At 55.7% G+C, this 23,151-nt stretch carries 26 protein-coding genes and 1 tRNA gene; 22 read left to right on the forward strand and 5 right to left on the reverse strand.

Going from position 1 to position 23,151, the window contains the following annotated elements; genetic code table 11:
- The 7 genes from AC2FNR_RS11785 to AC2FNR_RS11815 all read left to right on the forward strand — a co-directional run bounded on the left by AC2FNR_RS11785 (nt 1) and on the right by AC2FNR_RS11815 (nt 6,556).
- Complete coding sequence (locus AC2FNR_RS11785; protein ID WP_496849168.1) at nt 1–1,302, forward strand: site-specific integrase; 1,302 nt, start codon at nt 1–3, stop codon at nt 1,300–1,302.
- On the forward strand, nt 1,299–3,011 hold the full coding sequence (locus AC2FNR_RS11790) for a hypothetical protein (protein ID WP_496849169.1): 1,713 nt from the start codon (nt 1,299–1,301) through the stop codon (nt 3,009–3,011). The genes AC2FNR_RS11785 and AC2FNR_RS11790 overlap by 4 nt, the downstream gene beginning before the upstream one ends.
- Nucleotides 3,012–3,298: 287 nt before the next feature.
- Nucleotides 3,299–3,673, forward strand: coding sequence for a hypothetical protein (locus tag AC2FNR_RS11795; protein ID WP_496849170.1), 375 nt, complete (start codon nt 3,299–3,301; stop codon nt 3,671–3,673).
- Between the two features lie 10 nt (nt 3,674–3,683).
- Nucleotides 3,684–4,097, forward strand: a complete 414-nt coding sequence (locus tag AC2FNR_RS11800; protein ID WP_496849171.1) for a hypothetical protein — start codon at nt 3,684–3,686, stop codon at nt 4,095–4,097.
- Nucleotides 4,098–4,165: 68 nt separating this feature from the next.
- Nucleotides 4,166–4,390: a hypothetical protein gene (locus AC2FNR_RS11805; RefSeq protein WP_496849172.1), complete on the forward strand. Its 225-nt coding sequence runs from the start codon at nt 4,166–4,168 to the stop codon at nt 4,388–4,390.
- A gap of 160 nt (nt 4,391–4,550) precedes the next feature.
- The gene (locus AC2FNR_RS11810) at nt 4,551–4,736 is read left to right on the forward strand and encodes a hypothetical protein (protein ID WP_496849173.1); all 186 of its coding nucleotides are present in this window, start codon (nt 4,551–4,553) and stop codon (nt 4,734–4,736) included.
- A 740-nt stretch (nt 4,737–5,476) separates the two neighbouring features.
- A complete protein-coding gene (locus AC2FNR_RS11815; protein ID WP_496849174.1) occupies nt 5,477–6,556 on the forward strand; it encodes a tyrosine-type recombinase/integrase in 1,080 nt (359 codons plus the stop codon).
- A 256-nt stretch (nt 6,557–6,812) separates the two neighbouring features.
- Here the strand turns inward: AC2FNR_RS11815 and AC2FNR_RS11820 are convergent.
- Nucleotides 6,813–6,902: transfer RNA gene (locus AC2FNR_RS11820), tRNA-Ser, on the reverse strand.
- Nucleotides 6,903–7,025: 123 nt separating this feature from the next.
- On the opposite strand from AC2FNR_RS11820, the gene AC2FNR_RS11825 reads away from it, so the two are divergent.
- From AC2FNR_RS11825 to AC2FNR_RS11860, 8 genes are all read left to right on the forward strand, one after another.
- Nucleotides 7,026–7,868 carry a DUF2059 domain-containing protein gene (locus AC2FNR_RS11825; RefSeq protein WP_496849175.1) on the forward strand — a complete coding sequence of 281 codons (843 nt, stop codon included), beginning with the start codon at nt 7,026–7,028 and terminating at the stop codon, nt 7,866–7,868.
- On the forward strand, nt 7,868–8,668 hold the full coding sequence (locus AC2FNR_RS11830; RefSeq protein ID WP_496849176.1) for a DUF2059 domain-containing protein: 801 nt from the start codon (nt 7,868–7,870) through the stop codon (nt 8,666–8,668). Before AC2FNR_RS11825 ends, AC2FNR_RS11830 begins: the two co-directional genes overlap by 1 nt.
- Before the next feature lie 209 nt (nt 8,669–8,877).
- Entirely contained in the window at nt 8,878–9,495 is a 618-nt protein-coding gene (locus tag AC2FNR_RS11835) for a 50S ribosomal protein L21 (protein ID WP_480651450.1), read from the forward strand.
- 11 nt (nt 9,496–9,506) lie between these two features.
- The gene (rpmA, locus tag AC2FNR_RS11840; RefSeq protein WP_010440093.1) at nt 9,507–9,776 is read left to right on the forward strand and encodes a 50S ribosomal protein L27; all 270 of its coding nucleotides are present in this window, start codon (nt 9,507–9,509) and stop codon (nt 9,774–9,776) included.
- 249 nt (nt 9,777–10,025) lie between these two features.
- Nucleotides 10,026–10,562, forward strand: coding sequence for a GNAT family N-acetyltransferase (locus tag AC2FNR_RS11845; RefSeq protein ID WP_170751240.1), 537 nt, complete (start codon nt 10,026–10,028; stop codon nt 10,560–10,562).
- Between the two features lie 37 nt (nt 10,563–10,599).
- Nucleotides 10,600–11,634, forward strand: a complete 1,035-nt coding sequence (obgE, locus tag AC2FNR_RS11850) for a GTPase ObgE (RefSeq protein WP_170751238.1) — start codon at nt 10,600–10,602, stop codon at nt 11,632–11,634.
- A complete protein-coding gene (gene proB, locus AC2FNR_RS11855) occupies nt 11,622–12,728 on the forward strand; it encodes a glutamate 5-kinase (protein WP_496849177.1) in 1,107 nt (368 codons plus the stop codon). Before obgE ends, proB begins: the two co-directional genes overlap by 13 nt.
- Before the next feature lie 19 nt (nt 12,729–12,747).
- Entirely contained in the window at nt 12,748–14,010 is a 1,263-nt protein-coding gene (locus tag AC2FNR_RS11860; RefSeq protein ID WP_496849178.1) for a glutamate-5-semialdehyde dehydrogenase, read from the forward strand.
- Here the strand turns inward: AC2FNR_RS11860 and AC2FNR_RS11865 are convergent.
- A complete protein-coding gene (locus AC2FNR_RS11865) occupies nt 14,007–14,603 on the reverse strand; it encodes a histidine phosphotransferase family protein (RefSeq protein ID WP_496849179.1) in 597 nt (198 codons plus the stop codon). The genes AC2FNR_RS11860 and AC2FNR_RS11865 overlap by 4 nt on opposite strands.
- 43 nt (nt 14,604–14,646) lie before the next feature.
- On the opposite strand from AC2FNR_RS11865, the gene AC2FNR_RS11870 reads away from it, so the two are divergent.
- The 5 genes from AC2FNR_RS11870 to tsf all read left to right on the forward strand — a co-directional run bounded on the left by AC2FNR_RS11870 (nt 14,647) and on the right by tsf (nt 18,434).
- Entirely contained in the window at nt 14,647–14,829 is a 183-nt protein-coding gene (locus AC2FNR_RS11870) for a DUF3553 domain-containing protein (protein ID WP_170769740.1), read from the forward strand.
- 98 nt (nt 14,830–14,927) lie between these two features.
- Entirely contained in the window at nt 14,928–15,683 is a 756-nt protein-coding gene (gene olsB / locus AC2FNR_RS11875; protein WP_496849180.1) for an L-ornithine N(alpha)-acyltransferase, read from the forward strand.
- Between the two features lie 3 nt (nt 15,684–15,686).
- Nucleotides 15,687–16,523 carry a lyso-ornithine lipid O-acyltransferase gene (gene olsA / locus AC2FNR_RS11880; protein ID WP_496849181.1) on the forward strand — a complete coding sequence of 279 codons (837 nt, stop codon included), beginning with the start codon at nt 15,687–15,689 and terminating at the stop codon, nt 16,521–16,523.
- A 167-nt stretch (nt 16,524–16,690) separates the two neighbouring features.
- A complete protein-coding gene (gene rpsB / locus AC2FNR_RS11885) occupies nt 16,691–17,482 on the forward strand; it encodes a 30S ribosomal protein S2 (RefSeq protein ID WP_496849182.1) in 792 nt (263 codons plus the stop codon).
- Between the two features lie 76 nt (nt 17,483–17,558).
- Nucleotides 17,559–18,434 (forward strand): translation elongation factor Ts, encoded by an 876-nt coding sequence (gene tsf, locus AC2FNR_RS11890; RefSeq protein ID WP_170354186.1) that lies wholly within the window; start codon nt 17,559–17,561, stop codon nt 18,432–18,434.
- 373 nt (nt 18,435–18,807) lie between these two features.
- Here the strand turns inward: tsf and AC2FNR_RS11895 are convergent, their stop codons facing one another.
- The 3 genes from AC2FNR_RS11895 to AC2FNR_RS11905 all read right to left on the reverse strand — a co-directional run bounded on the left by AC2FNR_RS11895 (nt 18,808) and on the right by AC2FNR_RS11905 (nt 21,129).
- A complete protein-coding gene (locus AC2FNR_RS11895; RefSeq protein WP_170751221.1) occupies nt 18,808–19,563 on the reverse strand; it encodes a helix-turn-helix transcriptional regulator in 756 nt (251 codons plus the stop codon).
- The gene (aroQ, locus tag AC2FNR_RS11900; protein ID WP_496849183.1) at nt 19,560–20,009 is read right to left on the reverse strand and encodes a type II 3-dehydroquinate dehydratase; all 450 of its coding nucleotides are present in this window, start codon (nt 20,007–20,009) and stop codon (nt 19,560–19,562) included. The genes AC2FNR_RS11895 and aroQ overlap by 4 nt, the downstream gene beginning before the upstream one ends.
- Before the next feature lie 124 nt (nt 20,010–20,133).
- The gene (locus AC2FNR_RS11905; protein ID WP_496849184.1) at nt 20,134–21,129 is read right to left on the reverse strand and encodes an NADPH:quinone oxidoreductase family protein; all 996 of its coding nucleotides are present in this window, start codon (nt 21,127–21,129) and stop codon (nt 20,134–20,136) included.
- 138 nt (nt 21,130–21,267) lie between these two features.
- Here AC2FNR_RS11905 and AC2FNR_RS11910 point away from each other — a divergent pair, with 138 nt between their 5' ends.
- Together AC2FNR_RS11910 and AC2FNR_RS11915 are read left to right on the forward strand one after the other, a co-directional pair.
- The gene (locus AC2FNR_RS11910) at nt 21,268–22,086 is read left to right on the forward strand and encodes an SDR family oxidoreductase (protein WP_480865535.1); all 819 of its coding nucleotides are present in this window, start codon (nt 21,268–21,270) and stop codon (nt 22,084–22,086) included.
- A 22-nt stretch (nt 22,087–22,108) separates the two neighbouring features.
- Nucleotides 22,109–23,137: a phosphotransferase gene (locus tag AC2FNR_RS11915; RefSeq protein WP_496849185.1), complete on the forward strand. Its 1,029-nt coding sequence runs from the start codon at nt 22,109–22,111 to the stop codon at nt 23,135–23,137.
- Nucleotides 23,138–23,151 lie beyond the last annotated feature (14 nt).

The following is a 23,151-nucleotide window of genomic DNA, read 5'->3' on the forward strand; positions in this document are numbered from 1 at the left end:
ATGTTGCACCTCTGGATGAAAGACTGTCACGATCAGGGTCGCAAGAACGCAATTCGTAAAGCTGCGCGTCTGCTGGATCGCCTGCATGAGTTCCCGGAGATTGTCGGACCCTCGCTTTTGCCATCTGTTATCGGTGAGATTCCCAAGGCCACACGCCACCGCGTGACGCCGGCTCTACCGACCGAAATCACGTCGGCCATTCGAGAATACCAGGCGACGATGAGCCTCGGTCGCCCCTATGAAGGGCTCCTGGCAGGACGTCGTCGCGCACCACTTTCTCCGCAGACCGTCAAATCTGCTGGGGAAGATCTGAACTGGTACTTTACCTGCCTTTGTGAACTCGGTCGATTGGATTTGAGCGGTGGCCAATCCATTGCGAAGTTGACCACGGCGGATAACCTGTTTGCGGCCTTCGATGCGGAAGTAGGCGGCGAATACTACTGGAAACCGCTCGGTGCCAGAACGCTCAAAAAGAATATGGGTACAGCATTTCGTTTCGCCCGTGAGTTTCACCCTGAACTCTCAAAAGTTCAAAAAGAGTTCTTTGAGACCGAATATTTCAAAAATTGGGACACCATGACGGAGGCAAACCAGGCGTTCTGCCGGCGCCTTGTCACGTCACCTCGGCGTGTCGAAAAGTTTCTGTCTCTCGCAGGTGAATTTCATAGCCAGGCTGTGCCGCTGATCCAGAATTACCGTGATCTGTCGATGGGCGATCAGGCTCGTGCTGTAAGGCTGTCGCTTGCCGCTGCTATGGCCGCTGTTTTGACCTTTATGCCACTTAGGGTCGATACACTCGTCAATCTGTCAGTCACTGGCGAGAAGGCTAATGTTTCCTTCCCGATTGGTTCGCGAACCGTCAGCTTCGCCATTCCAAAGGAAATGATGAAAAACAAGAAAGCTCTGACAGCGTTGATCAAGAAACGCGGCAAGGTTGATCCTCGTTGCATCCTGGAATGGTGGCTAAACAAAGCGCGCCCACTCTTCATGAAGCGGCTTCACAACCCGGATCCACGTCTGCTGCTTGGGGGAGCCCGCTACAGCAACGCGGCTGATGCCTGGCGTTACGCCACCGCATCGGCCGATGCATACATGAAGTTGCATCAGGTGCGTCACGCCATCGCCTCGATCCTGATCAATCAGCCCGGCGCCGACATGAACGTCATATCCGCGCTTCTCAACAACTCTGCAGCCACGGTTTCGAAGACTTACGCATTCTTTGACCAAACTGCAGCGATTGAACGCGGCCAGGATGGATTGGATGCCGTCAACAACGCACTCGCAAAAGGGAAAAACAGATGAAGTATCTGATCACGGAACAGGAATTGCCGCTGCCTATGCGTCGGTATCTCGCCGATGTCGATACCGGACGGGCCTATTATGCAAAACGTCTTCACCCGAGTAGGCATGCTCTTTCCTCAGCCTTTCGCGGTCTCATCGAGACCGCGCGACATCATGGTTATGCGGAAAAGCTATCGCGGGAGACTGGAGTGGCTTTTTTTGATCGCCTGAGGGCGGACGGGTGGCAAGAAAACAGCCTGAATAGTCAGGCGGGGCTGCTTCGGAAATACGCGTTTGAAACCGAAGAGGGCATGGAGTGGGCAATCGAGAGCGGCGCATTTGACCGCCGCCCACTCGAACTCGTCTTTCGTGCACCGCACTGGTCGCGATTTCTCGCAATCCAATCGGAGTTGCAGGAGGTCTGCGAGCCTTCGCTGATCCGTCTTGCCGATCGCTGGATGCGCTGGCGTCAGTCGATGCCTCGACTTGAGGATGCCACAATGCAAAGCTTCAAGGCAGACGCGCGTAACCTCGGGCTTCTGGCTGAATTGATGTCGGAAATTGATCCGGAGAACCCGGACACAATCTTCCTACAACAATGTCAACGCATACGTCGAACGGTTACCCGCTCAAAATCGCCTCCGCATAAGAAGCCTTCGTTTCATGACCTTCCGGAACCTTTCTATACGGAAATGGCTCGGATCGCCGCGCGGTCCGATAAGCCCAACGGGTTGTCCAGTGCCCGGATCGAATTGTTGTCCTGCGCTCTGCGACGCTTGGTTCGGATCACCAATAGCAGGCAAATGCCAGTGGAGCTTTCGATGGAGACGGCGAAAGCCTTCGCCGAAGACGTCTTCGACAGCGACATCAAAACGCGAAGCAAAGCAAATTACTGCGACGCACTCGCAGGCTTTGCAAAACACGCCAACTATCCCAGCGAAATTCGCGAGGCGCTTATGGAAACGCACAATGCATTGAAACTCGAGTCCTCGTCCGATCTGCGTCGGAAGGAGGTGGCTTTGGCACAGAACCCATTGAATCTGGTTGACCTCGCAGAAATTGCCCATGCGCGACTTCGACAGGCTCCTCACCAGGATCATATCCGTACCCGTCGTCGTGACTACGCGCTTGCTGGCGCTATGGCTTTGTTGGCGAAACTGCCATTGCGCTCTCTCGACCTGCGGACCGGGCGGATCGGTAAGGAATTCCATAGAGATAGTGAAGGTTGGAGCGTGGAGATCGAGACGTCCAAGACCGGAACATTCATCAACGGTCGACTGGCAGATTGTCTGATCCCTTATCTGGATGCGACGCTACTAATGGGAGTCGGCGAAATGCATCTATGGACCGTCTATGAGGCGCGGATCGGAACGGCACTATTCGGCAATCCTGCTCGCGGTTGGAAACCTTTCGGTGACAATTGGTTATGGGAAAACATGCGGCGACTGACCGGCCACGGGCCACATATCGCTCGTAGTCTCACATATGATGCCGTGGTGGAGGACTCCGATCTGGATCTACGCGTCGCGCAAGCGCTCTGCGGTCACGCCCACAAGACAAGCCGACATTTCTATGAGCTGAACGCAGATCGCTACCGGCGATTGGAAGCGCAAGACATCCTCGCGAAAATTGCTGAATCGAGACCGAACAAAAAAGCCTTCGGCGCCTTTGTTGAAAACGCGGTTCCGCAGCTGGATCGAGAATGCAAGACCCAGACAATGCAAACGTGATCGCGATAAAATTCACCGCGCCCCAGATTGATAACAAGTGCGGCATAGGCGGCAAGATCTACTCAATAGCCCTCGGCGCCTCCTCACTTCGATCGGTCGCGTGCCTAATAAGGTGTGAAGTATCCCGGCCCTGACTTCCTCTCATCTTGCTACGTCTTTGTGAGCAGCAAGATGAGAGAAAGCTCAGAGCTCAGATCAACAGAAACTACGTGCAGGGTGAAAGGAGAACGCCCCCGCCTGCGCGCTTGTCGTCCGATGGGGGCGGCGTAAACACAGGGTAATTCCCAATGAATAACAACCAAATCCTGACGCAGGTCGGCGTGTTCCTCGAATCTGCTGATCTCGATCTTCAACATGCAGTGTTGCTGCTCGGTGGATCCGCAGCCCTGATGCGCCTGCAGCGATTGCGCGCGTCGGTCGCAACTGCCAACGCCTACACGGTCCAACATCGCCGTGGCCTGGAATGGCTGCGCGACCTGCTCACTCTGGAGCACGTCGGTGATCCGGACCGTATTGAAAGCGGATTTTTCGCTGAGATTTCACCGGAAGATCCGGCGGTACTGGTCATCTGCGGGCTGACTGACCAGCTGGAAGCTTTGATCGCCAGAATTGATGAACCAACGCTCACGCCTGTAGTGGCTGAGACTGAAGCGGCGGCGTGAGGAGATCATGATGAGCTACACATACATTCGCCGGGAACATACGCTCGAGGAGCTGGGTGCTTGCGTGATCTCGCAAGCGGCCGCTTTTGCAGACGACTGCGCGCGGCATGGGCCAATTCCGCGCGGGCTGATGCGGCGCAGCTTTTCGCATATGCTCGAGCGGCTGGAACGCGGCGACGTTCTCGATGAGCGGGACGATGCGTGTATCGCAATGATCGGCAAAGATCTCGTCTCCGTTGCAAACGCTCGGTGCGCGGGGTACGGAAACAAGGTGCTCGAGATGGACACTGAAGAAGATGTACTGATCGACAGCGAACTGGAGCGGCTACGTCTCCAAATTCTGGCATGGAGCCAGTTTCAGTTTCTCCGAAATCGCCTGAGGGCACGCTTGAAGGCGCAATTGCTGATTGGTGCGTCGTCCTGACGAGATGCGGAGCGGCGTCGCGCAACTGCGCCGCTCGCAAACCAAGATAGAAAGTGGAGCGCGATCAAATGAACGGCAAAGTGACCAATTCAGAACAGAAACATTTGAAGGAAGAAGTTCGGGCATTGGAAAAGTTACTGTGGCAACTCCCCCGCAAGGTAGTCATCGACCTTTTGCTCGAACAGCGTGATAAGCTGACCGATGCAGATGCTGAGGCCCTGGATAGGCATGTTTCAGAACTTATTGCGACGAAAGAAGATCGTATGAGAGACTGGCTCGAAGAGAACGCGTAATCTTTTGAAGAGTACGCGCAATGCCACCAAAAGAAGTCGGTTTAAGGTCTTTCCGGTAGAAATTATTGGTCAGCATGAACAGGTGCGCAAAACCACCACGTGCCTAAACTGTAAATCCGATTTTTCATGTTCGACACCTATCAAGTGTGGAGGAACTAAGATGACGATTTGGGAAATCACTCTTATTGTTGCCAGTGCCGGAGCGACAATCGCGCTTCTTCTTTTCGTGCGTCATCTTCTGAAAACCTACGGACGGGATCGCTTGAGTGATCCTGAACTCGTGCGACGGCTTCGGGACACCGCACCTTATCACTTCCTCGAGGATTTGTACGCACGCAAGAGGTGAACACCTACGTTTTTCCGGTCTGTTTTTTTTCAACCTGAACGCTCGGTCCAACTTTGTTTCGGCTGATCCCATTACGCCGGGTGAGCTGAACCAATCCCAAAAGGCGACCAGCCTCCAGTGCAGTACACAAGCTGCTGAATCAGAAAATTACTCACGATCCCGAACACCGCGAATCCATCTTTGTGAGGTGGAATCGAACCAGTCGATTCAGTTTCGGTCTTAAAATAGGGATTCAAACCAATCTCCCAGCTTTGAGTTGCCGCGCCTAACTGCTCCTTACACGCAAACGAAGTTGCGAGGAGAAAATGAAAACTCGTTCATCAGAAAACACAAGAAATTTCGGGGCAGGGATGCCTGAAATGCAATTGGGCGTTCGCCGGGAGATCGAAGCGGCTCCGCCAGATTGGTCATCTTGGCCGCAAGCTCTGCCGCTTCAACCTCTCAGTTTCCACTGACAGCACAGGACAGGGCCGTAAACAACAATAATGGGACATGAAAACAATGGCTAAACGAGCAGTCCGAAGCCCTGCTTCATTCGAAAACCTTGAGCTGATTGATGGGCTGGCCAACCGGCCTCCTCCCATCAAGACAGCAGTCGTCGCGCGCCTCAGCGGATTCTCCCAAAGGAAGATCACTGACCTCGCAAGCAAGCAGGAAATCCCTGGCGCCACAAAACGTGAAGGTCTCTGGCTTTTTGACCAACACGCAATTCACATCTGGCTCAATGAAGGAAACAAAAAATGTCGAGCAACATCTACAAGCAATCGGGCAGCAAAAACTGGCATCTCCGTGTCACGATCAACGGAGTCCGCCACAGAGAGTCGCTTCGAACAACTTCGAAGCGCGTCGCGGAAAAGAAGGCGAAAGACCGCATAAAGGAACTGCGGGCGAAAGCCGATAAGGGCGAAGACGATTGGTTGTTTCAGGTCGGTTACGTCAAGTTCTACGACGGAATGGGGCAGGGAGATACCGCCTGGTCGGACGAGACCGTCAAGCGCTACAAGACGAGCCTGCGCCAAATACTCAACATCCTCGATGAGCTTTGTGAAGATGAGGACCGTGATATTCGCGATCTCTTTGCAACGGATATTACAACGGCCGTGGTATCCGAGTACGTCGAGCGAAGGAAAGACAAAGGTGTCACTGTGTCTACGATCAACCGCGATCTGACCGCGTTCCGGCACCTGATGGCTGAGATGAAAAACCAAGGTTGGGTTAATGAGAACTCAGTCGTGTCCTATGAACGACAGGGAATGAAAGAGAATTTGCCAGACATTGAAATTCCAACCGATGAAGCAATCAGGAAATTGGGGGCCAGAGCACCGGGAACACTGGCGTTCTTTCCGGAGTTCCTAAACGAAACCGGGGGGCGGGTCACCGAAACGGCGATGCTCAAGTGGTCCGACATAAAGGGATTGGAGCGGCCGACTGAAGGCAACGTTAAGGTCACCTATCGGAAAACCAAGGGGGGTAAGATCCGCGTCGTATTATTGCGACAAGCGGCGATCGACATCCTCCTTCGCATTCCGAGCTCCAATTCGTCTCCATACTTATTTTGGAACCGGAGCGATCACGGCTACTACAAGGATGCCTCGAACCTGTTCTGGGAATACGGGCAAGAAACCGGATTTGGCTCACGCCTGCATGATATCCGGCACAAGTTCGCGATCGAACGTCTGCAGGAGGGCTGGAGCATCTACCGGGTCAGCCGCTATATCGGCCATGTGTCGGTGAGGACGACCGAGCGCTATTACTTCCGGTATCTGACTCAGGAAGAGCAAGATGCCGCGAGTTCCGATGGGGACAACGGCTTCCGGTAAGTCTTCGCTGGCTCATGACCTAAAGACGGGCCTCGCAGATCTGCGGGGCCCGTTTCCCTTTGTCGATCTTCGGTCAGCAATGGCTGTCTGAACGACGCATTTGCCGTGAAAATTGGATTGGACCGATGACATAGCCGGCGCAATCGGAGCTCGAAATGTGACATAGTATGTCAAGTTTCGGGATTGTAAGGTCTGGCATGGGCACCTGATGAGTCGCCGTGTTGGCGATAACTATTCTTACTTATCAGGGATATAGTGGCGGAGAGACAGGGATTCGAACCCTGGGTGGGCTTGCACCCACAACGGTTTTCGAGACCGCCCCGTTCGACCACTCCGGCACCTCTCCGCGGGGGTCTGTGAGGGGGGGATTTAGTGAGGAACGGGCAGGGGTGCAAGCAGAAAATTCCCGAAATTCACTAAGAAGGGATTTTCCATTGCCTGACGGCGTAAAACACCTAGGCTCTGTGTCATGACATATATCTATCGCACCGCCTTTCTGCCCCTTTGTATGTTGGTCGCAACGCTATTCGCCCTTCCGGTTTCATCGCTCGCTGCCGAGCGGGACAGGATCGAGGCATTTCTGGCAACCACCGGCTTTGACGTCGCGTTGGAAAGTATCGCGCTGGCCTCGGCATCAGCACCGGAAATGCTGGGGATTGACCCAGACGGATTCGGTTCGGATTGGGCACGGTTGACCGAAGATGTGTTTGACGTCCAAGAGATGCATGAAACCGCCGTTTCAATTCTAGAGCAGACACTTAGTGATGACGCTCTGAATCATGCAGTTGAGTTTTATGCGTCCGATCTGGGTCAAAGACTGGTCGAGGCCGAAAACGCGTCGCATCTGATTGAAGATGAAGACGCCAAGCAGCTCGAGGGTCAGCAGATCGTGTCAGACCTGATCCGTGAGGGCTCGATGCGGGTGGAAGAGCTGAAGCGGATGAACGCAGCCGTTGATTCTAGTGGAACAGCCCTGCGTGCCATTCAAGAAATCCAGCTGCGGTTCCTTCTCGCAGCAAGCGCTTCGGGTGTTATTGACCTACAGATGGGAGCAGACGACCTAAGACTGTTGATGCGCCAGAACGAAGCCGGGATGCGTCAGTCGCTGCAATTGTCTGCTCTGGCAGGCGCGGCTTATACGTACCAGGATTTCTCGGATGCGGATATCATCGCGTACTCAGACGCGCTTGAGGAACCCCTGATGCAAGAGGTTTATGAACTTCTGAACGCCATTCAGTATGAAATCATGGCCATGAAATTCGAAGATCTTGCAGCACGTATGGCGGATCTGCATCCGGCTCAGGATATCTGATGCGAGTGGGTGTCCTTTTCTTGGTGATCACGCTGTGGGCGACAATTGGGTCGGCCTCGGAAAAAGTGAACCGTCTGATGGATGCCATACGCCTTGAACAGGTAATCGACATTCTTCGAAGTGAAGGGCGCGAACAGGCCAAGGAGTTAAACGAAACGCTTCTGGGCAATTCCGGTGGGTCATATTTTTCGGCGCAACTGGACATCATCTACGATGCGGAATGGATGCACGATCAGATCAGCGATGTTTTCCAAGAGTCGCTGACTGAAGGTCAACTGGATCGCGCAATCGTTTTCTATGAAAGTGACCTTGGCCAGACGCTTGTTTCCCTTGAGAATTCGGCGCGCGAGGCGATTGGCGACGAGACCATCCTAGAGATGGCCAAGGACAGCTTTTTGACGGGCAATCACGATGTGTCTCTTTACCGCCTTATTGACGAATACATCGAGGTTAACGATCTGATCGCCAAAAACGTCCACAGCGCCATCAGTGCAGATTTCCAATTCTTTCGAGGGCTGAACGAAGATGTCGGCGCGGATGATCAGGAAATATTGGCCCAGCTGCTGACCGAAAAGGACGCCATCACTCAAGATACGGAAACATGGCTTTATTCGTTTTTGTTGATGGCCTATCAGCCGTTAGAGGATGGGCAGATGCGCGAAAACATCGCCTTTTCGCGTACCGAGACGGGGCGCGCCGTGAACAAAGCCTTTTTTGACAGCTTTGACCAAATGTATGACGACATCTATTACCGACTTGGTCAGGCGGTTTCACATGCGTTGACGGCTTCGGAACTGTAAGCGGGCTTTTGCTGTTGACTTTCACGAGCATTCCGGAAATAAGCGCGCATCCCGGCCGGTTCCTCCGCGCCGGGTCTCGTTATTATTGACCCATTGGGCCTGTCCCTAGGGTCGTCACACAGCCCGAAAAGGGCGCGCTGTTCGAGGTGGCGAAAGCCGGCAACACCCGTAAGGGGACCACAGAACGCGGGTTTGAAAAGGAAAGACGCATGTTTGCGGTCCTCAAGACTGGCGGCAAGCAGTACAAGGTTCAGGCGGGCGATGTGCTCCGCGTTGAAAAGCTGGCTGCCGACGCAGGTGAAAAAGTTCAATTCAACGATGTTCTGATGCTGGGCGGCGACGCTCCGGTTGTTGGCGCACCTTTCGTTGAAGGCGCAGGCGTACAGGCCGAAGTGATCGAACAGATCAAAGGTGACAAGGTCATCAAATTCGTCAAGCGCCGTCGTAAGCACAGCTCGAAGCGTACCGTTGGCCACCGTCAGAAGCTGACTCTGGTCAAAATCACCGACATCCTGGCGTCGGGCGCTGATAAGTCGGGCATCAAAGCGGCAACCGGTTCTGCACCTGCTGGCGAAGCGGCACCTGCTGCAAAGCCTGCCAAGAAAGCTGCCGCCAAGGCAGAAGCACCCGCCGCCGCTGCAGCTGCTGCTGACGATCTGACCAAGCTGAACGGTGTCGGCCCCGCCGCTGCCAAAAAGCTGAACGACGCAGGTATCGAGAGCTTTGCCGCTCTGGCCGCCTTGTCGGACGAGCAGATTGCTGCTATCGACACCATCAAAGTGAAGCCCGAATGGGTTGAGCAAGCCAAAGAGCTGGCTCAAGGCTAAGGAGAGAGAGAATGGCACATAAAAAAGCTGGCGGTTCCTCCCGTAACGGTCGCGACTCAGCTGGTCGCCGCCTTGGCGTGAAACTCTATGGTGGCCAGGCGGCCATCGCAGGCAACATCATCGTACGTCAGCGCGGCACCAAGTTCTGGCCGGGCGAAGGCGTGGGCATGGGCAAAGATCACACGATCTTTGCGACTGTTGATGGCGCCGTGAAGTTCCACAAGGGACTCAAGAACCGCACCTTTATTTCGGTCCTGCCAGTGGCGGAGGCCGCAGAGTAAGCCGAAACCCTAAAGGTTTAGAAATAAATGGGGGACCGGCAGAAAATGCCGGTCCCCTTTCTCGTTTTTAACACAGTTTTGACCTATGAGCCCGATGACACACGCAGCAAGCACAATACCGCCCCTGTTTCTGGGACGCATTGCCCATGCAGTTGAAGATCGTCTGGGCCGCAAATATCTGATGTGGACGTTAATTGGTTTCACTTTTGCGTCCGTAATTTACGTGTTGTTCGGAGGAGGACCGCACTCATGAAGTTTGAGACAATAATAAACCAGCCGGTGATCGAAACCGAGCGGTTCGATCTACGCCCCTTGCGTCGTTCGGATATGGGTCTCATTGAACACTATGCAGGCGATGAACGTGTGGCGCGGATGACCACGGCTATTCCACATCCATTGCCGCCTGGCTCGACCGAAGCGTTCGTTACCCGCGCCATGTCCGAGGAGCGGGACGAAGACGTTTGGGCCTTGGATGCCACCAAAGATGACGGACCAGAGCTGATTGGCCTGATTTCGTTGACTCGGCTGGATCGCAATCAGTCCGAGGTTGGGTATTGGGTCGCGCCGATCTACTGGAACACCGGTGTGGCATCGCTGGCGGTTGAGGCGTTGGTCAATGCAAACCCGTTGGAGAACGCCAATATGTTCGCCAGCGTGTTCCAGGACAATCCGGCCTCGGCCCGGGTATTGACCCATTGCGGGTTTGAATATCTTGGCGATGCCGAAAACTATTCGGTGGCGCGCGATGCGAATGTGCCCACCTGGACATATACAAAGAAACTGTGACTTGTGGCCGATGGGGCCTTTGCAGTAGGGGACAGCTATGAAATTTCTCGATCTTGCAAAGGTCTACATCCGGTCCGGGGCCGGTGGGGGCGGCTGCGTCAGCTTCCGGCGCGAAAAATACATCGAATATGGCGGCCCTGACGGCGGGGACGGCGGCAAAGGCGGCTCGGTCTGGGTTGAGGTTGTGGACAGCCTAAACACCCTGATCGACTTCCGCTATCAGCAGCATTTCTTTGCCAAAAACGGTCAGCCCGGTCGTGGGCAGCAGCGTACCGGCAAGGATGGCGATGACATTGTCCTCCGCGTGCCTGTTGGGACCGAAATTCTGGACGAGGACGAAGAGACCGTCATCTGCGATCTGACAGAGGTCGGGCAGCGCGTGCTGCTAGCGAAGGGTGGCAATGGCGGTTTTGGCAACCTTCATTTCAAGTCAGCTACCAACCAGGCTCCGCGCCGGGCCAATCCGGGGCAGGCGGGGATCGACCGCACCATTTGGCTGCGGCTGAAGCTGATCGCCGATGTGGGTCTGCTGGGCATGCCCAATGCGGGCAAATCGACCTTTCTGGCGGCCACTTCGAATGCACGGCCCAAAATTGCGGACTATCCGTTTACGACCCTGCACCCCAATCTGGGCGTTGTGGGAGTAGATAACGTTGAGTTCGTTGTTGCCGACATTCCTGGCCTGATCGAGGGCGCGCATGAGGGCCGCGGCATTGGCGACCGTTTTCTGGGCCATGTCGAACGCTGCGCCGTACTGCTGCATCTGGTCGATGGCACCTCGGAAACCGTGGCCGAGGATTACCGCACCATCATTCACGAGCTTGAGGCTTACGGTGGTGAGTTGGCCGAGAAACCCCGGATCACCGTGCTGAACAAGGTCGATGCTCTGGATGATGAGGAACGCGAACTGGCCAAGTCTGAGTTGGAAGACGCCGTGGGCGGCCCCGTCATGACCATGTCCGGCGTCGCGCATTTGGGCGTGACCGAGGTTCTACGCGCCCTGCGTTCGGAAATCGACGACAATCGCCTTCGTCACAAACCCGCCGAGGAGGCCGCGCCTTGGCAACCCTGACTTCAGCCAAACGTCTGGTTGTGAAGATCGGGTCTGCCTTGCTGGTGGATCGGGATACAGGGTTGTTGCGGTCTGACTGGCTGAAGTCGCTGGCGCAGGATGTGGCGTGGCTCAAAGGGCAGGGGACGGACGTCATTTTGGTGTCCTCCGGCTCGATTGCTCTGGGGCGTGGGGTTCTTAGCCTACCTATGGCGACATTGCCGCTGGAACAGTCTCAGGCGGCTGCGGCCGTTGGGCAAATCCGTCTCGCCCGCGCCTATGAAGAGGTTCTGGCCCCGCATAACATCACCACCGCGCAGGTTCTGGTCACGCTTGAAGACAGTGCCGATCGCCGTCGTTACCTGAACTCACGCGCGACGCTTGAGACGCTGCTTGGCCTGGGCGTCGTCCCGATTGTCAACGAAAACGATACAGTTGCCACGGATGAGATCCGATATGGCGACAATGATCGTCTGGCTGCTCAGATCGCTGTCACCGTAGGCGCAGACCAGTTGATCCTGTTGTCTGATGTGGATGGGTTCTATACCGGGAACCCGACCGAGGACAGCTCGGCGACCCGTTATGATGTGATCGAACAGATAACGCCCGAGATCGAGGAAATGGCCGGTGACGCCGGTTCGGGTCTTTCGAAGGGCGGGATGAAGACCAAATTGCTGGCGGCCAAGATGGCGACAGCTGCAGGTTGCGACATGGCGATTACTGAAGGGTCGACCTTAAACCCGCTGAAAATGCTCGAAAATGGCGCAAACTGCACGTGGTTCACGGCCACCGTCGATCCGCACGCGGCGCGCAAACGTTGGATATCAGCCATGAAACCCCGTGGTGAGATCGTGGTGGATGCCGGCGCGGCCAAAGCACTTGGCAATGGCAAAAGCCTTCTACCTGCGGGTGTTGTCGAAGTGACCGGCGATTTCGGGCGCGGCGATCCGGTGGCGATCATAGATCCGCAGGCGAGGCGTTTGGCCCAAGGTCTCAGCCGCTACACTGCGCAGGAGGCAGACGCGATCAAAGGGCGCAAATCATCCGAGATCGAGGCGACGCTAGGCTATCCGGGCCGCGCCGTGTTGATCCACCGGGACGATCTGGCGCTGTAGTTAAAGAAAGGCATGTAAGATGAAGGATTTCGACAGCATTCCCGCCCTGATGACTGATTTGGGTGTGCGCGCCAAAGCGGCCTCGGCCGAACTGGGCTTTGCCAGTGCCGAGCGTAAACACGCGGCCCTGATTGCCGCTGCCGATGCGGTCTGGACGCGACGCGCCGAGATCATTGAGGCCAACGCGAAAGACCTGGAGTTTGGGCGCGACAAGGGTCTGAGCCCGGCGATGATGGATCGCCTGATGCTGGACGAAGCCCGAATTCAGGGCATGGTCGATGGTCTGCGCACCGTTGCCGATCAGGCTGATCCGGTGGGCGAGGTTCTGACCGAATGGGACATGCCGTCAGGTCTGCATATCCAGCGCGTGCGGACGCCTCTGGGCGTGATCGGCGTCATTTATGAAAGCCGCCCGAACGTGACAGCGGATGCGGGTGCGCTTTGCTTGAAATCGGGCAATGCGGTGATCCTGCGTGGCGGTTCGGAAAGCTTCCATTCCTCAAGCGCGATCCATGCCTGTCTGGTCGAGGGTCTGAAGGCTGCCAACCTGCCCGAAGATGCGATCCAGTTGGTGCCCACACGCGACCGAGCAGCCGTTCAGGAACTGCTGACGATGACCGACTATGTCGACGTGATCGTCCCGCGCGGTGGTAAAGGGTTGGTGGGCCTTGTCCAGCGTGAGGCGCGAGTGCCCGTGTTCGCGCATCTGGAAGGCATCGTGCATATTTATATCGACAAAGCTGCCGACCCCGCCAAAACAATCGAGGTCGTTCTGAACGCCAAAACCCGCCGGACGGGGATCTGTGGAGCAGCCGAATGCCTGCTGATCCATCAGGACGTTGCTGAAACTTTGGGCCGGGATGTCATCCAAGCTTTGTTGACTTCTGGTGTCGAAGTCCATGCCGAGAGCGGTTTGGAGATGAACGGAACGATTGCAGCGTCGGCCGACGATTGGGGAAAAGAGTTTCTCGACAGTATCATCGCCGCCAAACCTGTTGCCGATATTGACGCGGCTATTGCGCATATCCGGCAGTACGGCTCTGACCATACAGATTGTATCATGACCGAAGATGCAGAGGCCGCTGCGCGGTTCTTCGAACGTCTCGACAGTGCAATTCTGATGCACAACGCCTCGACGCAATTTGCCGATGGTGGAGAGTTTGGCATGGGCGCTGAGATCGGTATCGCCACCGGCAAGATGCATGCGCGCGGACCTGTGGGCGCTGCTCAGTTGACCAGTTTTCAGTATCTGGTCCGCGGAAACGGGACTATTCGGATCTAGAACCGTATCTCAACGCGGGTTGAGGTTGTATCCACCGCAACCCGCCGTCCCATAGAAGTCGCGGTATCGGGGAGCAAGGCGAACTGAACGTGGGCAGGCGTGACCTTGTTGGCAAACCGCCCGCGGGGCAGGTTATTCCATAAGTCGTTGTCGATGTTCAATTTGTCCGCGATACCCGTGACGGACCAGCGGTCTAAATCATTGCGAATGGAGACTTCGCCGCCGAACGGCATTGCGCTTTCACAGCACATCAATGCCAGAAACGCCAATTTGACCTGATTGCGCGGCACGGCTTCGGTGAGGTTCCAGTTCACCCGCAAACGTCCGGCTCGTTCTACATCTTTCAGCAAATCGCTGACTTCAGTCCGCCCCAAGGGTTGATCCCCTGCGGACCCAAAGGCCACGCGAAAGAATCTGATCCGCGCGCCAGCGCTGCCGACACTGCCCGAGATCAGCTCCATCTCGGGGCCTTGGGTGCCGCCAACCATTTCCAGCAGTTCAAGCCCGTTGGTAATCGCGCCAATAGGGCTGATCAGGTCGTGACAGATGCGCGAGCCGATCAGCTCGGCCAGGTTGACGTCTGTAGCGCTCATGCGTACCTCCTGCTGTATCTGCCGCCGGACCCGGAGCCCAGTCATGTCAGACCTCAATGCCATTCTTGCACCGGGCATGTTTGTCCGCCACCCCGATTTCCCCGATTGGGGCATTGGACAAGTGCAGTCCAATATCGGTGGCAAAATCACCGTGAACTTCCGCGAGCAGGGGAAAGTGGTGATTGACGGATCGCGCATCGCCCTGATGCCCGTCTTTGATCCGTGAAACTGGTTTAGGAAAGGTTAACGCGCAGTCGGTCGCGCGCTTGGTTGCCATTCCCCCGATACCTGCGGTATCAGCCCTGAAACCACAGGGACGTTCTAATGTCGGGTACAGGCCCATCCTTCACCGTCAAACTCGCCGAGACCGAGGCCGAACTGCGTGCCGCGCAGCGGCTGCGTTATGACGTCTTCGTTCGCGAACTGGGCGGTGGCGGAGAGATGGTTGATCACGACGCAGGGCTGGAACAGGATCGGTTTGACCTGTATTTCGACCATATGCTCGCCATCGACGACCAGACGGGCGAAACTGTTGGCGTTTACAGACTGTTACCGGGTGAACGTGCAGCAGATCTGGGTCAGTTTTATTCCGAAGACGAATATGATGTCAGCGTCCTTAAAGACAGCGGTCGCAAGCTGTTGGAATTGGGGCGATCCTGCCTCCACCCTGACTATCGCGGCGGCACGGCAATGTATCATCTGTGGAACGGACTGGCCGCCTATGTGAACGCGCGCCAGATTGAAGTTCTGTTCGGCGTCGCCAGCTTTCATGGCACTGATGTTCAGGCGCTGGAGCAGCCTCTGTCGATGTTGCATCACAACCACCTCGCGCCGCCAGACCTGAGGGTGCGGGCGCAACCCGATGTGTTTCAGCCGATGGACTTGGTGGACGTGGAAGCGCTGGATCGCCGTGCAGCCATGGTGCAGGTTCCAGCGCTGATCAAAGCCTATCTTCGGCTGGGCGGGTTCGTGGGCGAGGGCGCTTTCATCGACCATGCCTTCAACACAACGGACGTGTGCCTGATCCTAGACACAGCGCGTATGAACGAGCGCCAACGGCGCATCTATACCGGAGCATAACACTTGAGCGACGCATCCTGGCACAGCGAAGACGCGCCTGATCCCATTGAGTTGGGCCTTATCGGCTGGATTCTGGTCATCTTGCGTGGTCTGCCTCTGGCGGTGTTAGTCTTCGGCGGTCTGATTGTTCTACTGACCCTGCGCCTGATCGAACGACCGATTTACGGTGTCCGCCGCCCCATCACGCCCTTCATCACACAGTTTGTCTGTCGCAACGCTTTTCGCATTCTAGGAATGGGGTTCCGCAGTTCCGGAGAGTTGATGACTCAACGTGGGGCAGTGGTGGCCAATCACTCCTCGTGGTTGGATATTTTCGCGCTAAACGCCCGCAAAAGGGTCTATTTCGTCTCAAAAGCCGAAGTGGCGAAATGGCTTGGTATCGGCTGGCTTGCCCGCGCCACGGGTACCGTCTTCATCGAACGCAACCGTAAAAAGGCGCGCGAGCAAACCTTATTGTTTCAGGAACGCTTGTCCGCAGGTCATAAGTTGGTGTTCTTCCCGGAAGGCACCTCGACCGATGGAATCAGGGTTTTGCCCTTTAAAACAACACTCTTTGCAGCGTTCTTTACCGATGAACTGCGCGAATTCATGTATGTGCAGCCCGTTTCCGTGATCTATCATGCGCCCGTTGGGCAACCCAACAGGTTCTATGGCTGGTGGGGAGATATGGATTTTGGCCCGCATCTGCTGAAAACGCTGGGCGCCCGTCGACAAGGTTGGGTCGAGTTGATCTACCTCATACCCGCCAAGGTCAGCGATTTTGAAAACCGCAAAGCGTTGGCTGCTCATTGCGAGGAAGCCGTCCGTCATGCCCATAGCTTGGCGCGGCTTGAAAAATAGGGGCGAAAGCCTCTTGCACTGCACCAAAACCTGCCGTATACGCGCGCCATTCAAACCCGCAGGCGGGGTTTGGGCCTTTTGGAGGGAGACATCCTCATCAGGCCCGCCGGTTGGAGCATCCGCTTCTTTCACCCCCGCCAAGGCGTAAACCGGAAAAGGAAAATAGCATGGCTCTTCCCGAGTTCACCATGCGTCAGCTGCTGGAAGCTGGCGTTCACTTTGGTCACCAGACACAGCGTTGGAATCCCCGCATGGGCCCGTTCATCTACGGCTCGCGCAATGGCATCCACATCATGGACCTGACCCAGACCGTTCCGATGCTGGATCAGGCGCTGCAGGCGGTTCGTGACACCGTTGCAAAAGGTGGCCGCGTTCTGTTCGTTGGTACCAAACGTCAGGCCGCTGGCCCGATCGCCGAAGCAGCTGAAAAGTCAGCTCAGTACTACATGAACCACCGCTGGCTGGGCGGTACGCTGACCAACTGGAAAACCGTTTCCCAGTCGATCCACCGTCTGAACCAGATCGACGAAGCAATGGAAGCCGGCGCAGAAGGCCTGACCAAGAAAGAGCGTCTGGGCATGGAGCGTGACCAGCAGAAGCTGCAGGCTTCGCTGGGCGGTATCCGCGAGATGGGCGGCGTTCCTGACCTGCTGTTCGTCATCGACGTCAAAAAAGAAGCACTGGCCATCGCCGAAGCCAACAAGCTGGGTATCCCGGTTGTGGCTGTTGTCGACACCAACTGCTCGCCCGACGGTGTTGACTACATCATCCCCGGCAACGACGACGCAGCCCGCGCCATCGGTCTGTACTGCGACCTGGCCGCACGCGCGGCTCTGGACGGCATGACCGCTCAGATGGGTGCTGCTGGCGTGGACCTGGGTGCATTCGAAGAAGCACCGGTTGAAGAAGTAGTCGCCGAAGAAGCCCCCGCGGAAGCAGAAACACCTGCCGAAGCGTAAGCTGCCCGTCACGTAAATGACATATGGGGCAGGGTAGACCTGCCCCAATTCCGTTTGATTTGAGGAGAGCCGAAAGATGGCAATCACAGCAGCAATGGTTAAAGAACTGCGCGACAGCACAGGCGCAGGCATGATGGACGCGAAAAAAGCGCTGACCGAAACCGGCGGCAACATGGACGAGGCCGTTGACTGGCTGCGTACCAAAGGTCTGGCCAAGGCGGCCAAGAAATCCGGTCGTACTGCCGCCGAAGGTCTGGTTGCTGTTCACGTCAACGGTGGCAACGGTGTTGCTGTCGAGGTGAACTCGGAAACCGACTTCGTTGCGAAAAACGCTGAGTTCCAGGAAATGGTCGGCAAGATCGCATTTGCAGCCGAAGGCGTTGCAGATGTTGACGCTCTGCTGGCGGCTGACCTGGGTGGCAAATCCGTTGCCGACACTCTGACCGACAAGATCGCCACCATCGGCGAGAACATGTCGGTGCGCCGCATGGCGAAACTGTCGGGTGACACTGTTGTGTCTTACGTCCACAACGCAGCTACCAACGGCATGGGCAAAATCGGCGTTCTGGTCGCTCTGACCGGTGGCGACGAAGCGATCGGCAAGCAGGTTGCGATGCACATCGCAGCTGTGAACCCGGCAGCTCTGTCCGAGGCGGACATGGATCCAGCTGTTGTCGAGAAAGAAAAGCAGGTTCAGATGGACATCGCCCGCGAATCCGGCAAACCGGAGCAGGTGATCGAGAAGATGATCGAAGGCCGTATGAAGAAATTCGTCGCGGAATCGACCCTTCTGAACCAGTCGTTCGTTGTGAACCCTGACCTGACCGTTGAAGCAGCGGCCAAAGAAGCAGGCGCAACCATCACCGGCTTTATCCGTCTGGAAGTTGGCGAAGGTATCGTGGTCGAGAAAGAAGACTTCGCAGCCGAAGTTGCCAAAGCCGCGCAAGGCTAAGATGTTTTGTCGGAACCCTTACGGGGGTTCGGCACCTTATCGGAACCGGTCACGCATAGCGTGGCCGGTTTTTTCGTTTGGCAATAAAAAAGACGCCGCAGCGCCTGGAATTTAAGGATAGGGTTGGGGGGCCCCGCATGATGGGGATGGTCGAGGCCCCCCAGTGTTTCCGGCAAAGGTACGTGGACGAATAGACGCCCCTGTGCCAGAGCGGTTGGAGAGCCCTGAAATTACAAAGATCCAACCAAATGTTCCCAGGCTAAAGCCACCACTCACGGAACGATCTCATTTTGCAACTGTAGACCCGGATTCGGAAAGTCATGTTTTCCTTACCTAAGGTAAGTTGATGCAAATTAGCGTCAAATTCCTGGTGTTATGCCTCTATTTTGAACATCTGATTCTGCAATGACGCCTTCAGTACAGCCTGAGCGGTGGTTTCAACCGACAGCGATTCTCGGGCTAGCCTCAAATGCTTTTCGACTGTCGCTGCGGTTAGGCCCATCAACAGGGCGATATCTTGCGTGGTCTTACCATCCCCAACCCATTCCAGCGCTTCACGTTGGCGATTGGTCAACGCTCGATTCGGAGCATTGTAGGGCAGCGTAAGAATTTTCAGATGCGCCACGTTATTCATGAGAAGAATGTCATCGCCATGTTCAGCCCAGATCGCATCGACTTCTTGTTGTGACCGGCCGCCAGAGGCAGAAAGCGAGATCGCACCTTTCGATCTAAATGAAACCGAGTTGAAGCTGACCGTATAGCCGGCAACGACCCCCAACGACCGATTGAACTCGACCACTTTCCGTTCTTGCGGCGATAGGGTGCCATCCAAAAGCATGTCCTGCGTCATTTGCCAGCTTGCAGCGCCTTCGTTCTCAAGCGCCCATTTCAACATAGGGGCATTGAAATAAAGCCCATCTCGCAGGAACCCATCCAAGTAGTCCTTGCCATGGTTCGTCAGGATCGTGAAGTCCTCGGGGTCACCCAGGGAAGTTTCCGTTTTGTAGCGCGTAAAGCCGTATAGCAGGCGATCAAACCCATATCCGGCCATCTGACGGCAATGGGCATCCCAAAGCTCCTCAAGCGATTTGACATAGCTGAGAAAGTGCAAATAGGCGTCCAGCTTCATGCGCCAACCTCGCCGTCCAGATAGCCCACCAGTGCGTCCAGTGCCAATACGTAGCTTCGCGTTCCAAAGCCGCAAATCTGACCCAACGCAACCTTTGAGATATAGGATTTGTGTCGGAATGGCTCTCGCGCATGAATGTTTGACAGATGAACCTCAACCACCGGCAGGTCGACAGAAGAAATCGCGTCCATCAGAGCAATAGAAGTATGCGTATAAGCTCCAGCGTTCAGAACAATCCCGTTCTGGACACCTTTCGCCGCATGGATCGCGTCGATCAATTCGCCCTCATGATTTGACTGCAAGGTCGAAACGTCAATTCCTATTTTTTTTCCATGGTTAAAGCACAATTCCTCAACCATTTTTAAAGTGGTGCTACCATAAACCTCGGGCTGGCGCTTCCCCAGCAAATTCAAGTTTGGGCCGTTCAAAATCAGAGCTTTGTGCATCGTCTCACTGTTCCCATTTATGAGTTTCTTAAACACGAAGGGGTGCCCGAGTCTACTGCCCGCGCACTTATCGCGCGAGCAGGTGTGTTTCTAAACAACGTAGACCGCCTCTGATGTGGAAGTTTCAGGGCATCGACACGACGACTTTACCCAGCACGGACCGATCTGCCAGCTTCACCAGCGCGTCTTGCGCTTGTTCCAGTGGGAAAGTGGCGCTGATTTGCGGTTTGATCTTGCCTTCGCCATACAACCTGAACAAATCGTTGATGTTTTGCGTGTGACCCACTGGATCCCGGAACACGGATGCTCCCCAGAAAACACCGACAATTTGGCACCCTTTGAGAAGCGGTAGGTTGAGGGGTATCTTGGGAATTCCGGCGGGAAACCCGACTACAAGGTATCGACCATTCCACGCCATACTGCGCAGTGCAGGTTCGGCATAGTCGCCTCCGACCGCGTCATAGACCACGTCCACACCCAAAGGTCCGGCCATTGCCTTGATTTCACCCGAAAAGGCTTTCTGCGCATCGTGGTCCATCTGATGGTCGTAGACGATCACCTCATCTGCACCAATCTTACGGCAGAATTCGGCTTTTTCTTGCGAAGATACAGCCGCAATCACCCGCGCACCCTGTGCCTTTGACAATTCAATCGCAGCTGTCCCAACGCCGCCCGCTGCGCCCAAGACCAAAACAGTTTCGTCTGCCCGCAGGTGCGCCCGGTCTTTCAATGCATGGTAAGAGGTGCCGTAGGTAAATATGAAACAAGCGGCATCCTCGAACGGCATCGACTGCGGAAACTTTACCGCTGTCGACGCTTTGATCGTCATATGAGTTGCGAATCCCCCATGGCCGGTCAAAGCAAGAACACGGTCCCCGACCTCGTAACCCGCGACATCCTCACCAATGGCCAGAACTTCGCCCGCAATCTCACCACCGGGTGCAAAGGGTCTGGGGGGCTTGATCTGGTACAGGTCTCGGATCATCAGAGTGTCGGGGTAATTGACCCCAGCGGCCTTAACACCAATCAGCAATTCGCCTTTTCCCGGTTCCGGATCGGGCAGGGTGGTGAGTTCCAAAGTTTCCGGTCCACCCGGGGCGACGCTGAGTAAAGCTTGCATGTTGGCCCTATTGTCCTTGTTATTGATTCAGGAGGAAGTTTGGCGCAGCAGCGGGTGTTGTCAAGAAACCGACGAGGTGCAACCCTCGGTCGATCAACAGCATGCGATTGCGCCAAATAAATGATCGAGGAGCACACTATGACGCCCGAAGCCCTATTTTCCTTGCATGGAAAGACAGCATTTGTGACCGGGGGCGCCACCGGAATTGGACGCATGGCTGCAGAGGCATTGGTTCGGGCCGGTGCGCGGGTTCTGATTGCGTCGCGCAAGGCTGACGCGTGTGAAGCCGTCGCCGCGGAACTAAACGCTCTGGACGCGCCGGGAACCGCCGAAGGGTTCGGTGGAGACGTTGGGACAAAGGAGGGCATCGAAGCGTTGGCGTCCGAGGTTCAAAAGCGGACGGACCGACTTGATATCCTTATGAATAATGCCGGTGTATCTTGGGGTGCGCCGATGGGACAATTTCCCTATGAGGCATGGGACAAAGTCATGTCGGTCAACGTTGCGGGTATCTTTGATCTGACCCAAAAACTGTTGCCAATTTTGATGAAGTCCGGAACCCCCGAGGACCCGGCCCGCGTGGTCAATGTGGGCTCGGTGATGGGTGAGGTGCCAATGGGCGATGGCGCATACAGCTATTCGGCTTCGAAAGCGGCTGTATTGCATCTGACCAAGATCATGGCAAAGGAACTGTCTCCGTATCACGTGACCGTCAACGCGCTGGCTCCTGGTCCTTTTGTGTCGCGGATGACCGCCTTTGCAACGGCCGACACAGATACACGGGACAGGGTGGGTAAATCGGTTCCACTGGGCCGCGTCGGCAGCGAAGACGATATCGCAGGATGCATGCTGTTCCTGTGCGGCCGGGGCGGGAGTTATGTAACGGGCGCGGTCATTCCTGTCTCTGGTGGGATCAATGTTGTGACCGCCGGAAACATTTTCGCCGAAGCGCTTTAAGATCGCATTGGAGGGAGCTGAAATGGCGAATAGTTCGACATTGGACCTTGATGCCGTTGACCGGTATCTCAGCGCACATTTGGAAGGGTATCAAGGCCCTCTGCAAGCCACCAAGTTCGATGTCGGGCAATCCAATCCCACCTTCGAATTGCGCACGCCTGCGAAGACTTATGTGCTGCGCCGTAAACCGCCCGGTACGTTGCTGAAATCCGCGCATGCTGTCGATCGCGAGTTTCGTGTTCAACGCGCGTTGGCAAACACCAACGTCCCGGTTCCCGAGATGTACCTGCTGTGCGAAGACGACGGCGTTATTGGTTCAGAATTCTACGTGATGGAACGTCTTCAGGGGCGCGGTTTTCTCGAGCCCACCATGGACGGCGAAAGCAATGAGACCCGAAAAGGGGTTTTCGCCGAAATGAACCGTGTGCTGGCCGAACTGCATATGGTCGATATCGACGCGGTCGGTCTGTCTGACTACGGGCCTCCTGGAAACTACTTTGAACGGCAGATAGCGCGGTGGACCAAGCAGTACCGAGCCTCGGAAACCGACCGGATCGATGAGATGGACAGGCTGATTGCCTCTCTTGAAACGTCGTTGCCTGCGGATGACGGGCAACGGACATTGGTTCATGGCGACTACAGGATCGACAACATGTTGTTCGAGCGTGACGGAACGCGTTGTATAGGTGTTCTTGATTGGGAGCTATCGACAATCGGACATCCTTACGCAGACCTGGCCGCTGTCATCATGCAGTGGCAAATGCCGCCAGGAAAAGAAGGTCGGGGATTGGCAGGATTAGATCGAGAAAGCCTCGGTATCCCTTCGGACCATCAGTTTATCGCAGAGTACTGTGAGCGCCGAGGGCTTCCGGCCATCGACAATTTTGGGTTTTATCTTGCTTTCAACTTCTTCCGCATGGCCGGTATTTTGCAGGGCGTTTACAAACGTGCTCTAGACGGTAATGCCTCTGATCCGAAACGTGCTATGAAATTAGGATCTTATGTTCCGATGTTCGCGCAATATGGATTGATGGCGATGAAGGCATCCTAACGATTTTCAAATGC

This window comes from Ruegeria sp. SATB045, assembly GCF_059613525.1.